This is a genomic window from Pontivivens insulae (assembly GCF_900302495.1).
Lineage (GTDB): Bacteria > Pseudomonadota > Alphaproteobacteria > Rhodobacterales > Rhodobacteraceae > Pontivivens > Pontivivens insulae.
In genome coordinates this window covers 932,592-947,017 of sequence record NZ_OMKW01000002.1, presented here as the reverse complement: position 1 = coordinate 947,017, position 14,426 = coordinate 932,592, and the positions used below count along the sequence as shown (strand labels likewise).

Annotated in this window: 15 protein-coding genes and 1 tRNA gene; 13 read left to right on the top strand and 3 right to left on the bottom strand. The window is 60.8% G+C overall.

Going from position 1 to position 14,426, the window contains the following annotated elements:
• The first annotated feature begins 39 nt into the window (after positions 1-39).
• The 4 genes from cysS to POI8812_RS10130 all read left to right on the top strand — a co-directional run bounded on the left by cysS (position 40) and on the right by POI8812_RS10130 (position 4,784).
• A complete protein-coding gene (cysS, locus tag POI8812_RS10145) occupies positions 40-1,404 on the top strand; it encodes a cysteine--tRNA ligase (protein WP_108782420.1) in 1,365 nt (454 codons plus the stop codon).
• A gap of 181 nt (positions 1,405-1,585) precedes the next feature.
• Entirely contained in the window at positions 1,586-3,211 is a 1,626-nt protein-coding gene (gene cimA, locus POI8812_RS10140; RefSeq protein ID WP_108782419.1) for a citramalate synthase, read from the top strand.
• A 41-nt stretch (positions 3,212-3,252) separates the two neighbouring features.
• Complete coding sequence (locus tag POI8812_RS10135) at positions 3,253-3,981, top strand: class I SAM-dependent methyltransferase (protein WP_108782418.1); 729 nt, start codon at positions 3,253-3,255, stop codon at positions 3,979-3,981.
• Positions 3,978-4,784 (top strand): phytoene/squalene synthase family protein, encoded by an 807-nt coding sequence (locus POI8812_RS10130; protein WP_108782417.1) that lies wholly within the window; start codon positions 3,978-3,980, stop codon positions 4,782-4,784. Before POI8812_RS10135 ends, POI8812_RS10130 begins: the two co-directional genes overlap by 4 nt.
• Positions 4,785-4,788: 4 nt before the next feature.
• On the opposite strand, the gene POI8812_RS10125 is transcribed toward POI8812_RS10130, so the two are convergent.
• Positions 4,789-6,021, bottom strand: coding sequence for an MFS transporter (locus POI8812_RS10125; protein WP_108782416.1), 1,233 nt, complete (start codon positions 6,019-6,021; stop codon positions 4,789-4,791).
• Between the two features lie 39 nt (positions 6,022-6,060).
• On the opposite strand from POI8812_RS10125, the gene POI8812_RS10120 reads away from it, so the two are divergent.
• The 4 genes from POI8812_RS10120 to POI8812_RS10105 all read left to right on the top strand — a co-directional run bounded on the left by POI8812_RS10120 (position 6,061) and on the right by POI8812_RS10105 (position 8,867).
• Positions 6,061-6,717, top strand: a complete 657-nt coding sequence (locus POI8812_RS10120) for an HAD family hydrolase (protein WP_108782415.1) — start codon at positions 6,061-6,063, stop codon at positions 6,715-6,717.
• A complete protein-coding gene (locus POI8812_RS10115) occupies positions 6,714-7,346 on the top strand; it encodes a DNA-3-methyladenine glycosylase family protein (protein WP_108782414.1) in 633 nt (210 codons plus the stop codon). The genes POI8812_RS10120 and POI8812_RS10115 overlap by 4 nt, the downstream gene beginning before the upstream one ends.
• A gap of 21 nt (positions 7,347-7,367) precedes the next feature.
• Complete coding sequence (locus POI8812_RS10110; protein WP_108782413.1) at positions 7,368-8,021, top strand: alpha/beta hydrolase; 654 nt, start codon at positions 7,368-7,370, stop codon at positions 8,019-8,021.
• A gap of 258 nt (positions 8,022-8,279) precedes the next feature.
• Positions 8,280-8,867 carry an HNH endonuclease gene (locus tag POI8812_RS10105; RefSeq protein WP_108782412.1) on the top strand — a complete coding sequence of 196 codons (588 nt, stop codon included), beginning with the start codon at positions 8,280-8,282 and terminating at the stop codon, positions 8,865-8,867.
• On the opposite strand, the gene POI8812_RS10100 is transcribed toward POI8812_RS10105, so the two are convergent.
• Complete coding sequence (locus POI8812_RS10100; RefSeq protein WP_108782411.1) at positions 8,864-9,349, bottom strand: disulfide bond formation protein B; 486 nt, start codon at positions 9,347-9,349, stop codon at positions 8,864-8,866. The two genes, POI8812_RS10105 and POI8812_RS10100, sit on opposite strands and share 4 nt — an antisense overlap.
• The gene (locus POI8812_RS10095; protein WP_108782410.1) at positions 9,346-9,924 is read right to left on the bottom strand and encodes a YqaA family protein; all 579 of its coding nucleotides are present in this window, start codon (positions 9,922-9,924) and stop codon (positions 9,346-9,348) included. Before POI8812_RS10095 ends, POI8812_RS10100 begins: the two co-directional genes overlap by 4 nt.
• A gap of 88 nt (positions 9,925-10,012) precedes the next feature.
• On the opposite strand from POI8812_RS10095, the gene POI8812_RS10090 reads away from it, so the two are divergent.
• The 5 genes from POI8812_RS10090 to hisN all read left to right on the top strand — a co-directional run bounded on the left by POI8812_RS10090 (position 10,013) and on the right by hisN (position 14,323).
• A tRNA-Leu gene (locus POI8812_RS10090) sits at positions 10,013-10,097 on the top strand.
• Between the two features lie 78 nt (positions 10,098-10,175).
• Positions 10,176-10,904 carry a response regulator gene (locus POI8812_RS10085; RefSeq protein ID WP_108782409.1) on the top strand — a complete coding sequence of 243 codons (729 nt, stop codon included), beginning with the start codon at positions 10,176-10,178 and terminating at the stop codon, positions 10,902-10,904.
• 84 nt (positions 10,905-10,988) lie between these two features.
• On the top strand, positions 10,989-12,806 hold the full coding sequence (gene typA / locus POI8812_RS10080; protein WP_108782408.1) for a translational GTPase TypA: 1,818 nt from the start codon (positions 10,989-10,991) through the stop codon (positions 12,804-12,806).
• 231 nt (positions 12,807-13,037) lie between these two features.
• Positions 13,038-13,421: a helix-turn-helix domain-containing protein gene (locus POI8812_RS10075; RefSeq protein WP_108782407.1), complete on the top strand. Its 384-nt coding sequence runs from the start codon at positions 13,038-13,040 to the stop codon at positions 13,419-13,421.
• Positions 13,422-13,522: 101 nt separating this feature from the next.
• Positions 13,523-14,323 (top strand): histidinol-phosphatase, encoded by an 801-nt coding sequence (gene hisN, locus POI8812_RS10070; RefSeq protein WP_281258562.1) that lies wholly within the window; start codon positions 13,523-13,525, stop codon positions 14,321-14,323.
• Positions 14,324-14,426: the final 103 nt, after the last annotated feature.

Below are 14,426 nucleotides of genomic sequence, written 5' to 3'. Positions count from 1 at the left end.
CGCGCGGGGTTCCTTTTCCGACGCGCGAAAGCCACTGACATGACCACGATCCGCCTTCACGATACCAAGACAAAAGCCAAGAAAGAGCTTCAGCCGGTCACGCCCGGCAAGATCGGCATGTATGTGTGCGGACCCACCGTCTATGACCGCGCCCATATCGGCAATGCGCGCCCTGTCGTGATCTTCGACGTGCTCTCGCGGCTGCTGCGTGAGGTCTATGGCGCGCAGAATGTGACTTACGTGCGGAACTTCACCGACGTAGATGACAAGATCAACGCGAAGGCGGCGGAAACGGGCCGCTCCATCGGTGACATCACCGAGGAGACGATCGGCTGGTATCTGTCCGACATGGGCGCGCTGGGCAACGCCGAGCCCGACCACATGCCCCGCGCCACGGCCTATGTCGGGCAGATGATCGCGATGATCGAGGAACTGATCGCAAAGGGCCACGCTTATGCCGCGGAGGGGCATGCGCTGTTCGATGTGAAGAGCGATCCGGACTATGGTTCGCTGTCCCATCGCAACCTTGATGACATGATCGCGGGTGCCCGCGTCGAAGTCGCGCCTTACAAGCGCGACCCGATGGATTTTGTCCTCTGGAAGCCGTCGGATGACGACACACCGGGATGGGACAGTCCCTGGGGCCGCGGCCGTCCGGGCTGGCATATCGAGTGCTCCGCCATGGCGCGCGACATTCTGGGAGAGCGCTTCGACATCCACGGTGGTGGCATCGACCTCGCCTTTCCGCATCATGAGAATGAAGCTGCGCAAAGCCGCTGCGCCCATGGCCATGACGATATGGCGTCCATCTGGATGCACAACGGCTTCCTTCAGGTCGAGGGGGAGAAGATGTCCAAATCGCTGGGCAACTTCCTCACCGTGCAGGATCTTTTGGAGAAGGGCTATCCGGGTGAGGTGATCCGCTTCGTTTTGCTTTCGACGCACTACCGTGCGCCGATGGACTGGACGGATCGCGCCGCGAAAGAGGCAGAGACCGTTTTGCGTAAGTGGCGGACGGCGACAGAGGGCGTCGAGCCCTCAGCCGCCGTGCCCGCGTCCGTTCTGGAAGCGCTTGCGGATGACCTCACCACCCCACGGGCGATAGCCGCGCTGCACGCCTTGGCCGATCCTGCGGAGTTGCTGGCCGGAGCACAGGTGCTCGGACTACTTTTGCCAGGGATGGGCGCGTGGACAGAGGGGCCCGAGGCCGGGGATGCAGCCACATTGATCGAAGCGCTGATCGTAGCCCGGGCGGAGGCGCGCAAAGCGAAAGATTTCGCCAAAGCAGATGCGATCCGCGATGCATTCGCAGCCGCCGGAGTGGTGGTGAAAGACACCGCTGAGGGTGCTGTCTGGGAACTGTCACCCGAGTTTGATGCGACGAAGCTGGAAGGGGTGGAGTGATGGGGTTCGTCCAAATTCTCCCTGGCTCGGTCGTAGACCGGGCATTCCCCGACCGCCCCGTCGCGCCAAAGGCGCGCTCCTGCGGAGCGATGCGGGGAATTCTTCCCCACCCGCGGTCGGGAAATGCCCTCTGTTATGACGTAAAGAGCTACTGCCAAACGCCTTTTGGGGAGACCGCCCAATGACCCGCGAAAAACTCTCCCTCTTCGACACCACCCTTCGCGATGGGCAGCAGACCCATGGCGTGGATTTTTCGCTTGATGACAAGCAGCGCATCGCGCGCGCCCTTGATGAGTTGGGGCTCGATTATGTCGAGGGCGGCTGGCCCGGCGCCAACCCGACCGACAGCGATTTTTTCGACGCAGCGCCGACGCTCAGTCGCGCCACCTTCACCGCCTTTGGCATGACAAAGCGCGCCGGGCGCTCTGCGGCGAATGACGAGGTGCTTTCCGGGGTGCTCAACGCAGGCACACCAGCCGTCTGCCTCGTGGGCAAGAGCCACGAGTTCCACGTCACAACCGCGCTGGGCATCACGTTGGACGAAAACCGCGAGAATATCCGCGACAGCTTCTCTCACATCGTCGCTCAGGGCCGCGAGGCGCTGTTTGACGCCGAACACTTCTTTGACGGTTACAAGTCGAACCCGGACTACGCCCTCGCATGTCTGCATGACGCGCTGGACGCCGGGTGTCGCTGGGTTGTGCTCTGCGACACCAATGGTGGCACGCTGCCCGAAGAGATTGGGCGCATCGTGCGGGAGGTCATCGCCTCTGGCGTTCCTGGCGAAAAGCTCGGCATCCACACGCATAATGACACCGAAACGGCGGTCGCCGGGTCGCTCGCTGCGGTTGAGGCGGGCGCACGTCAAATTCAGGGCACGCTCAACGGATTGGGAGAGCGGTGCGGCAACGCCAACCTCGTCTCGATCATCCCGACGTTGCTGCTGAAAGAACCGTTTGCCAGCCAGTTCGACACGGGCATTCCGGTGGAGAAACTGGCGGATCTGACGCGGATCAGCCGGATGCTCGACGATATCCTAAACCGGGTTCCGAACCGCCATGCCGCCTATGTCGGTGCGTCCGCCTTTACCCATAAGGCGGGCCTGCATGCGTCTGCCATCCTCAAGGATCCGACCACCTATGAGCATGTGGTGCCGGAAATCGTCGGCAATGCCCGCGTCGTTCCCATGTCCAATCAGGCGGGGCAGTCAAACCTGAAAAAGCGCCTCGATGAGGCGGGTATCACCGTGGAGAAGGGCGACCCACGCCTCGGCATGATCCTCGATGAAATCAAATTGCGCGAGGATCAGGGCTTTGCCTATGACAGCGCGCGCGGCTCTTTCGAACTGGTGGCGCGACACATCCTCGGCCAGTTGCCGACTTTCTTTGAGGTGGAGCGCTACCGCGTCACGGTCGAGAAGCGACGCAATGCAAAGGGTGAGCGGATCACGGTGTCCGAGGCCGTCGTCGTCGTCGAGATTGCAGGTGAACGCATCATCTCCGCTGCTGACAGTTTCTTTGGCGAAAGTGAGGCGGATCAAGGTCCGGTTCATGCGCTTTCTGCCGCGCTGCGCCGGGATCTGGGCCGCTATCAGGACTATATCGACGATATGAAGCTGGTGGACTTCAAGGTTCGCATCACTAATGGCGGGACCGAGGCCGTAACCCGCGTTCTGATCGACAGTGAAGACGCGCATGGCCGCCGCTGGTCCACGGTCGGGGTGTCAGAAAACATTGTCGACGCAAGTTTTCAGGCGCTCAAGGATGCGGTGGTCTGGAAATTGATCCGGGATGGCGCACCTGTCTGACGGCGCAACATGCGTATTTGGGGAAAGTTAAAGGGGCAGGCGTGACCGATCCGATTTTCACCTTGCATCAGGGTCTTTTGCGAGAGGCTCCGGGCTCCGATGCCACGACCTTGCGCACGTTGGGTGAGGCAGGCATCCATGGGGCCGCGCAGATTGCGGATATGGGCAGCGGGCCGGGGGCGGCCTCACTCGTCGCCCTGCGGGCCTTGCCGGAGGCGCGGGTCACCGCCGTCGATCATCACGGACCCTATCTTGAGACGTTGCGCCAGCGTGCCTCTGCTGCGGGGCTCAGCGCGCGGCTTTCGACGCGACAGGCTGACATGGCCGATCCTGGTTTTGCACAAGGAACGCTTGATCTTATTCTCTGTGAAGGCGCGCTCTATTTTCTGGGGGTTGAGGACGGCTTGCGGACCTGGCGTCCCCTGCTTGCACCGGGCGGACGCATCGCCTTCTCAGAGGTCATCTGGATTCGAAAACAACCTGATGAGGCCGCCCGGCTGTTTTGGATGGAATACCCTCAGATGACCAACCGGACGGGCGTGCGTGCGCGCGTTGAGGCGGCGGGATTTCGTGTTGTATCCGATTTCGTCCAGCCCAAGTCGGATTGGGAGGACTATCTTGGCCCATTGGGCACACGGGCTGAGGCGCTAAGGCCGGAGGCTGACGAAACACTTCGCGCGGTATTGGAAGGCGCGGCAGAGGAGGTCGCTCTGTTCCGTCGTTGGGGCGACAACTATGCCTACGCGGTCTTTGTGGTGGAACCGGCATGAGCTGGCAGGATTGTGCAGCATTGGTTGAGAATGCCGATCCCGATCGATTCCTGAGCGCGATGAGCGGTCCGGTCGCGGCGCGTGAGGTCCTGTTCCCACTCTATGCTTTCAACTCGGAAGTGGCCAAGGCACCGTGGGTCGTCAGCGAGGCACCGTTGGCTGAGATCCGCCTGCAATGGTGGCGCGATGCCATCGCCGAAATCTACGATGGCAAACCGACACGCCGTCATGAGGTCGTGGCCCCACTGGCCGAGGTGATTGCGGCACATGATCTGCCACGCGCACCGTTCGATGCCCTGATCGACGCGCGCGCCTTTGACATCTACGACGATGCGCATGCAGGACGGGCCAGCTTTGATGCCTATATCGCGGCGACCTCTGGTGGATTAATGGCCCTTGCCGTTCAGGCGCTTGGCGCGGGCGAGGCCGCGAAGATGGCGCGCGCGGCTGGGTGGGCCATGGGTGCAGCGAACCTGATGCGAGCCCTCCCGGCGCTTTGGGCGGCGGGACGTGATCCGGTTCCGGGCGGCTTTGACCGCACGGCGTTGCTGAATGGCCAAATGGGATCGCTGGAACGGGAGGTGCTGTCGAGCATCGCGATCCAAGGCCTCGACCGACTGGCTGACGCGCGCAAGATTGGGGCACCCGCAGCCGCCGTTCCTGCGCTGCGCGCCACTTGGCAAAGCGAAGCAGTGCTCAAAGCCGTGGTGAAAGACCCTGAATGCATATTGCAAGGCGTGCCGCGCTCGGACTTTGCCCGTAAGGGCGGTTTGCTTATGCGCTCTCTCACAGGGCGGTGGTAGCGCGTCAGGCCATCGCTGCCTTGCCGCGCAGAACATAAAGGCCGAGCACAATTCCCGCGAGCAGCAGGAACGGCACCATGGCGTAGTTCACGGCCGACCAGCCGAGCAGAACGTCATCTGCGCCGACGCCGTTCATCAGCCCGCCGGAGGCGAAGCTCGCCACGGCGACCATACCGAAGACGAGGAAATCATTGAGGCCCTGCACCTTCGCCCGTTCCTCGGGCCGATGGGCGGAGGTCAGCATGGCGGTGGCACCGATGAAGCCAAAATTCCAGCCAAGTCCCAGAAGGATGAGGGCCGCATAGAACTGACCAAGCTCCACGCCTGACAAGGCAACGATGCCCGCCAGCAGCAACAGGGCAAGGCCGATGGCGATGATCCGCTCCACACCATAGCGCGCAATCAAACTGCCGGTGAAGAAGCTAGGCGCGAACATCGCCAGAACATGGAACTGTACCACACTGGCTGCATCCTCGGTGGTGAAACCGCACCCGACGACGGCCAACGGGGTGGAGGTCATCATCAGGTTCATCAGCGCATAGGAGACCATGCCGCAAATGATTGCGGTGTAGACGCGGGGCTGTGCCAGGATCTCTCTCATCGGGCGGCCTGATGCGCCATCCTCGCTGGTGCGTGCGGGCTTTGGGATGTCGAGGAAGAAGAACAGAAACGCGCCGACGACGTTGACGAGCACAATCGCTGCATACCCTCCCGCAAACTGGATCGGGGCCAAAGCCTCACCAAACCAGATGACGATCTGAGGGCCGATAATGGCCGAGGCCAATCCGCCTGCGAGAACATATGAAATCGCCTTTGGACGGAATGCCTCGCTGGCAACATCTGTGGCAGCGAAACGGTAAAAGCCCTGTGCGGCCATATAGATACCGGTCAATCCGTGCCCGATCAGCAGCAGCGTGAAACTGCCGGTGAGCAGCGCCTGTACGCTGAGTGCAGCACCGATTGCGCCCCCCGCAGCCCCAATGAAAAAGCCCCATTGCCGTCCGATGCGCCCCATCAACATTGACAGGATCGGTGCCGCGATCATCGAAACAATCACCACCATCGAAATGGGCAGCGTGGCATAGAGCTTGTTTTCTGCAAGCAGTTGCCCGGCAAGCCCGCCCAAGACGAAGGCCACCGGCATTTGCGCGCCCAAAAGGCCCTGCGCGGCCACGAGAACTGCAACATTGCGCCGCGCGCGGCGATCATCGACAAGGGGGGAGGAAAGATCGGTCATGCGATCTCTTTGAACCTCAGATGCGGGGAAATCAACACGATGCTCAAAGCTGTGATCTTCGATTGCGACGGTGTTCTGGTGGACAGTGAGCCGCTAACCAACGCGATCATTCAAAGAAATCTGGCCGCACGCGGGCTGGAAATGACGCAGCACGAGGTTGAGGAGAATTTTGTAGGGGGCACAATTCAGGGCGTCGGAGAGAAGGCGGCCGCGATGGGTGCGCGGATTGAAGAGGGCTGGCGCGATGCACTTTACGAAGAAATTTTTGAGGCCCTTGCACAGCAAGTTGAGCTGATTCCGGGTGTAGCAGAGATGCTCGACTGGTGTGCGGGGCAGGGGCTTGAGATGGCCATTGGTTCAAACGGGCCACGGCGCAAGATGGAGATCACGCTGGGCCGGACCGGGCTGCTCGACCGGTTTGTCGGGCGGATCGTAAGCCGGCAGGATGTGGCCGCGCCCAAGCCCGCACCTGATGTTTACCTGGCTGCTCTGGCATTGACCGGCGTTGCCGCGCACGAGGCTGTCGTGATCGAGGATAGCCGGACAGGCATCAAGGCGGCGCAGGCTGCCGGAATAGCGGCATTGGCCTATGCTCCACACGGAAAAGATATGGGTGCGCAAGGGTTTGCCTCTATGTCGGAACTGCCCGCACTCTTGACCGAGGCACCGTTCTTGCGGGCGGGCCAAACGATTTGAGTATTGGGCGCTGCATTCACGCGGACGCGGATGTTGCTGAGGGTGCCGCTTGGTTGGCGCAGCATGAGCCGCGCTTTGCGCGGGCCCTTGCGCAGACGGGACCCTTGCCGCTGCGGCGGCGCGATGACGGCTTTCAGGCCCTATTGTCCGCAATCGTCAGCCAACAAATCTCCGTCGCGGCGGCCAGCGGAATTTGGGCAAGGTTGGAGGCGGCAGATGCCGTTTCTGCGGACGGATGCAGAAAGTTGGATGATGACGCACTTCGCGCCCTTGGGTTGTCGCGGCCCAAACTGCGCTACGTGCGCGCGCTGATCGACGCGGATCTCGACTATGTGGCGTTGCGATCCCTTCCTGATGCCGAGGTCGTCGCCCAACTGACAGAGGTCAAGGGGATCGGTGTCTGGACGGCAGAAATCTATGCCATGTTCTCCCTCGGCCGAGCAGATGTGTTCGCCCCGGGCGATCTGGCCTTGCAGGAGGCCGCGCGCATCCTGTTTGATCTGCCCGAACGGCCCAGCGAGAAGGAGTTGCGCAAGCTGGCTGAGGATTGGAGCCCGTGGCGGTCGGTCGCTGCGCGGTTGCTGTGGGCCTATTACAGGGTGGCAAAGTCCCGAGAGGGCATACGCTGAATTTATGAAGGAAGAGTTGAGATGGCATTTTTGACAGGACCGGTACGCGAGGCGAAATCAGGCCACGCGGATGCGCTTGTGATCCTGCTGCACGGGTATGGAGCAGATGGCAACGACCTGATCGGGCTGGCCGATCCGCTTGCTCCGCATCTGCCCAATGTGATGTTCATGTCGCCCAATGCGCCCGAGCCTTGCACGGTTAATCCGATGGGCCATCAGTGGTTTCCGATCCCGTGGATGGATGGCTCAAGCGAGGTCGAGATGGGCCGTAGCTTTGCGGCATCATCTGAAAAGTTGCACGGATTTCTTGATGAAGTTCAGGCAGATACAGGGATTGGGCCTGAGCGAACCGTCCTCGTGGGCTTTAGTCAGGGCACGATGATGAGCCTTCATGTCGGACCGCGTCGTGAGAGTGCGCTGGCTGGGATTGTCGGGTTCTCGGGTCGTCTATTGCGCCCCGAAGACATTGGCGATGTGACCACGAAGCCGCCGGTTCAGCTGATCCATGGTGATGCGGATGAGGTGGTTTCGCCCGTTTCGATGCCAGAGGCTGAGGGTGTTCTGAAAAAGGCCGGATTTGACGTGCAGACCCATGTGAGCCCGGGGATCGGACACGGGATTGCGCCGGACGGTCTGACGCTGGCACTCCAGCGCATTCACGGCTGGCTCTCCTGAAAAACGCTGTACACAGCGCGTGCACAAAGTGTGCACAACCCGTGCACCACGTGGATGGCTGCAGGTTAACACCTGTTTACACTTTGGGGCAGGCACATCCACGTCATGTGCCTGTCACGGATCGTGCCTATAGATGCGGCAAGCTGCCCCTCATCTAGAGTCTTGATCGCTCTTCGATGGCAGATATAGTCGACGCAAAGGGACGGGCATGTCCCGTCTCCAATGCCACGAGGCAGGCCGGGACGGGAGACGAGTCCGATGACTGACACTTCATTTGCCAGCAATTTTGTCCGCTCTTCCGGCGCACTCAAGGATCACCCCGCGCTGGTTTTGAATGCGGACTATCGGCCGCTCAGCTATTTTCCGCTTTCATTGTGGCCGTGGCAGGAAGCGGTGAAGGCCGCATTCCTGGATCGGGTGCAGATCATCGCGGAATATGACACGGTCGCACACTCTCCGAGCATGGAGATGCGGCTGCCCTCTGTCGTCGTGCTGAAAGACTATGTGAAGCCCGCCAAGACGGCGGCGTTCACCCGGTTCAACCTGTTCTTGCGGGACGGGTTCACGTGCCAATATTGCGGGGCGCAAGGGGAGATGACGTTTGACCATGTCATTCCGCGGGCCCGTGGCGGGCGGACAACATGGGACAATGTGGTTGCCGCATGCAGCCCATGCAATTTGCGCAAAGGGTCAAAGACGCTGAAAGGCGCGGGGATGCGCCTGCGGGCGACGCCGGTGCGGCCTCATCCTGAGCAGTTGCAGAATAATGGTCGGCGCTTTCCGCCGAACTTTCTGCATGAAAGCTGGATGGACTTCCTGTACTGGGATGCGGAGCTGGAGGCCTAGCCCGCCGCTCTGGGTGTGCTGGCGACCTTGATCCAGAGGCCCGCGAGGATCAGCGAGAACACAGCGTTCCAGCCCGCCATGGACAGGCCGAGGAAAACCCAAGCGGCCTCGTCACAGCGCACAACGCCCAACGCGCCGCCCGAAGATGGCAGCAGCGAGTCGCCGGTGAGCCCGTCAAGCGCATTGCCGGACCCGGCGCAGGCGGTGATGCCCTCCCACCAGTCCCATTCCACCCCTGCGTGAAACACACCGATGCCCGCGCCAATCAGCATTGCGAGGGCTGCAATGGCCGCGAACCCGCGGGCGCGGCGGATCTGCGCAAGAGCGAGCACACCAAGCACGATGGCTGCGGCATGGGGCCAGCGCTGCCAGATGCACATCTGGCAGGGGGCAAGACCGCCAACATATTGAAACAGCAAAGCGCCGCCGAGCAGGGCGATAGAGCCTGATGTGGTCAGCAGGATATAAAGGTGTCGCGTCACAGGAACCTCACCATGGCAAAGCCGCCGATCAACAGGACAACGGCAAGGGTAAAGAGCCAACCCAAGCGGCGTTCGATGAACTCGCGGATTGGTTCACCGAATTTCCAAAGCAGCGCGGCAACGATGAAGAAGCGCAGGCCACGTGCGATGACGGAAGAGATCATGAATGTCGCAAGGTCGAGGCCGGTGGCCCCGGATGCGATCGTGATGATCTTGTAGGGAAACGGCGTCAGACCCGCGAACAGAACCGCCCATGGGCCTGCTTCCTCATACCTGCGGGCAAAGTCTTCAAAGAGCGGGCCTTTGCCATAGAAATCGAGGACAGGCCGTCCGATCAGCTCCATGAACTCGGCGCCAATCCAATAGCCGAACAGACCGCCCAGAACGCTGGACACAGTGCAGACCCCGGCAATCAGCCATGCACGGTGTGGCGCGGCCAGTACCATCGGGATCAGCAGAATGTCAGGCGGGATCGGAAAGAACGAGCTCTCAATGAAGCTGACAGCGGCCAGAACCCACAGCGCATAGCGGTGGTCGGCAAGGCGGAGGGTCCAGTCATAGAGCGCACGTATCATGCCAATCGCCTACCAGTCTGTATTCGCACTGTCCACGCGCGTTTCGCCTTGACGATTTTTGCGTGGCATGGCTATTGAGCCGGGCGTTGCCCGTGTGGCGGAATTGGTAGACGCAGCGGATTCAAAATCCGCCGCCGCGAGGCTTCCCGGTTCGAGTCCGGGCACGGGTACCAGCGCACCTTTGGTGCGTTAACTTCATATTCACTCCCCCGATTCCAATGTTGGCTCACTTCTAGAATGGGAGAGTGAGCATGAATGTCGTTTCGTTGCAGCCGAGTATCACATCCGCCGCGCGCGGCGTTCTTCATGCAAAGCGCGTGTTGCTTGTCGAAGACAGTGCAACCGCGGCCGCCATCATGGCGCGGATGATCCGCGCGGCGGGCGGCCGGTTTCGAAGGGCTGACGGTGTGGAGGCTGCGATGCGTCATATGCGCAGTTTTCGTCCTGACATTCTGATTGTCGATCCGGGTCTGCCTGACGGCGATGGGCTGGACCTGATTGCTCAGGTGTCGCAGGCGCGGTTTGCCCGGCCCCGGATCGTGGTGCTGTCCGGCAGCCCCATGGAAGCGGAAGCGATGGCCGCCGGTGCCGATGCGTTCCTGTTGAAACCTGCGGATCGCGCATCCCTGCTTTCGACGCTGATCTGCGCGCCCGTGGGCGCGGGGTGGCAGCAGGCCGGTGATGCGCTGCGCCCCGATATGCGCGAAAGTCTGGTGACGGATCTCCGCCGGGCCCAGCTTTGCCTGCTTGAGGTGAAACTCTGTGGACGTGACCCGGATGCTGCCCAGTTTGGCTATCCGTTTCTGGGGGCCGTTCTTTCGCTTGCCGCGGACCCCGACCTTGCAAGCTGCGAGGCTGCGGTTGAGGCCCGGCAACTCGACACCGTGCTGGCAGAGCTCAAGACATGGCTGAGCCGCGCCGATCCGATTGTCGATCTGGGCGAGGATGGGGTTCCGCTTCGCAGCGTCTCATACCGGTAATGCGTGCATTGGGGGTGGTGTTGCGGCGCAAAATGAGGTTCATGCGCGCGAGAACCCCTTTTACGCTGACGGATGGGCTGACCCATGGACCTTCGCAATATCGCGATTATCGCGCACGTTGACCACGGCAAGACAACGCTTGTGGACGAACTGCTGAAACAATCCGGCGCCTTTCGCGCCAATCAGGCCGTCGCCGAGCGCGCGATGGACAGCAACGATCTGGAGCGTGAGCGCGGGATCACGATTCTGGCCAAGGCCACCAGCGTTGAATGGAACGGAACCCGTATCAATATCGTCGACACCCCCGGTCACGCCGATTTCGGCGGTGAGGTTGAGCGGATCCTGTCGATGGTCGATGGAGTTGTTCTGCTGGTCGATGCAGCAGAAGGACCGATGCCGCAGACGAAATTCGTGACATCCAAGGCGCTGGCACTGGGCCTGCGCCCGATTGTTGTGGTCAACAAGGTGGACAAACCGGATGGGGAACCGGACCGCGCACTCGATGAGGTGTTCGATCTGTTCGCCAATCTCGACGCGGATGAAGACCAGCTCGACTTCCCGGTGATGTATGCGTCCGGCCGTTCTGGCTGGGCGGATATGGAACTGGACGGCCCGCGCGAGAATCTCGATGCGCTTTATGAGTTGATCATCAATCACGTGCCCGCCCCGAAGGTGTTGGAGAACCGCGATCAGCCTTTCTCGATGCTGGCGACCACTTTGGGGGGCGACAGCTTCCTGGGCCGCATTCTGACGGGTCGTATCGAGACCGGCACGCTGAAGACCGGGCAGCAGATCAAGGCGTTGAGCCGCGAGGGCAAAGAAATTGAGCGCTTCCGCGTGTCCAAGATCCTCGCGTTCCGTGGTCTGGCACAAACCCCGATTGATGAGGCCGAGGCAGGGGACATCGTTTCTATCGCCGGGATGAGCAAGGCGACCGTCGCCGATACGTTGTGCGATACGGCCGTGACCGACGCCATTCCCGCACAGCCGATTGATCCACCAACCATTACCGTCACATTCGGGATCAATGACAGCCCGCTGGCCGGTCAGGACGGTGACAAGGTGCAAAGCCGTGTTATCCGTGACCGCCTGATGAAGGAGGCGGAGTCAAATGTGGCGATCCGCATTTCGGACACACCGGGCGGTGAGGCGTTTGAGGTTGCCGGTCGTGGTGAATTGCAGATGGGTGTTCTGATCGAGAATATGCGCCGCGAGGGCTTTGAGCTGAGCGTCTCGCGCCCACAGGTGCTGTTCCGTGACGAAGACGGTGAGCGGCTGGAGCCGATTGAAGAAGTCACTGTCGACGTGGATGAGCAATATTCCGGCGTCGTGGTCGAAAAACTTGCCGCGCGCAAAGGTGAGCTGTTGGAGATGCGGACCGCAGGCGGCGGTAAGACGCGAATTGTCGCAGCTGTCCCCTCCCGCGGGTTGATTGGTTATCACGGTGAATTCCTGACAGACACACGTGGGACGGGTGTGCTCAACCGCGTCTTTCACTCTTGGGCGCCTTTCAAAGGTGCGATTCCGGGGCGCCGGCAGGGTGTCTTGATCTCGATGGAGACTGGCACGTCTGTGCCCTACGCAATCTTCAACCTTGAGGACCGGGGTAAATTCTTCATTGGCTCAGGCGAGAAGGTGTACCAGGGGATGATCCTGGGGGAGCATAGCCGCGATAACGACCTCGAAGTTAACCCGCTGAAAGGCAAGAAGCTTTCCAATGTCCGTGCGTCAGGTAAGGATGAGGCGGTGGTGCTGACCCCGCCCGTGCGGATGAGCCTGGAAGAAGCGATCGCCTATATCGACAACGATGAGCTGGTTGAGGTGACACCGTCGGCAATCCGGTTGCGCAAGCGTTTCCTCGATCCGCATGAGCGCAAGCGAGAGTCTCGCAAAGCGGGATAAACCTGCGCGTGTATGCAAAATGCATTGCGTTTTGCAAATATCACTTGGTAACGATTGTGACTAGATTGAGGCTGCACGCATAACGTGCGCGAAAAGCACTAAACCGCACACGTGCAGCCTCACGTGCTCTGTCTTTGTTTTGCCATAATTAAAAGTTGGCATGACCCTTGCATAGTGTCCCGTGGTTTGGGGACCGTTGAGCAAGCAAAAAGACGACAGGACACCGAAAAGATGAAGCATCCCGTAGACGTACATGTCGGCAAACGTATCCGGCATCGCCGTTGGATGGTGGGCATGACCCAGCAACAACTCGCTGAAAAAGTCGGAATCAAGTTCCAGCAAATCCAGAAATATGAAACCGGCATGAACCGCGTCAGCGCGTCCCGCCTTTGGGATATCGCGAATGCGACCGACGTGACGATCAACTTCTTCTTCGAGGGTCTTGAAGGGGAAGAGCGCGATCTGGCGATGAGTGCCATCACCGGTGAGGCGACACAGGGCGATCTGATCGTTGACCGTGAAGCGCAAGAGCTTGTCCGGTCCTATTACGCGATCCCAGAGGAGCAGCGCCGCCGTCTGTTCGATCTGGCACGTGTTTTGAGCGACGCTGCCTAAACAAACGGTCCCGCGGACGGAGGACTTGCCCTCCGTCCGGCTCTTGCACCTTTGGACCGGTTGTGACACCCCGTTTGCCGTGCGCTGATGGGAGAATGTCATTGGAACAGCAAGACGTGCTGGCGAAAGAAATTCGCCAGGTGGCCGATCTGATGGCCGATGCAGCGTGGGCTGCAATCTCTCCCTATTTCCGACAGAGCGACTTTGGGCTTGCCAACAAGGCGGGCGAGGGTGCGTTCGACCCCGTAACAGACGCGGACAAGGCCGCCGAGCGTGCGATGCGCGCGGTTTTGGCCGATTTGCGCCCCGAGGACGGTATTCTGGGTGAGGAAGAGGGCCGCAAGGACGGCTCTTCCGGGCTAACTTGGGTACTGGATCCGATTGATGGGACGCGCGCATTCATTGCGGGTGCGCCGAGTTGGGGAACGCTGATCGCGGTGAACCGGGGTGAGGCACCGCTCTTCGGCATGATAGATCAGGGATATTTAGGGGAGCGCTTCAGCGGCGGATTTGGGCGCGCTGAATTGGTGCGCAATGGATTTGCGACACCCTTGAGTACCCATGCCGCAAGGACGCTTGACCAGGCCATTTTGATGACGACGTTCCCGGAAGTTGGGACACAGGACGAGCGACTGGCCTTTGAGCGGGTTCGCGATGCGACGCGGCTGACCCGCTATGGGCTCGATTGCTATGGCTATGCACTCGTCGCGCTTGGGCAAGTCGATCTTGTGATTGAGGCAGGCTTGCAGAGCTATGATATTCAGGGGCCTATGGCCGTTGTCGAGGCTGCCGGAGGTGTCGTGACCAACTGGCAGGGCGGACCGGCCCATGAGGGCGGTCAGGTCATCGCGGCCGCGAACGCGGAAATCCATGCGGAGGCTTTGGCGTTGCTGAACGGGTAAGGTCAGGTTGCGGATTATTCGGCAATCCCAGCTTTGCGTTCGTTTCTCGCGCCAGAATTCGGATCAAAGATCGGAATGCTATTGCGGGTCTCACGGCCGATCA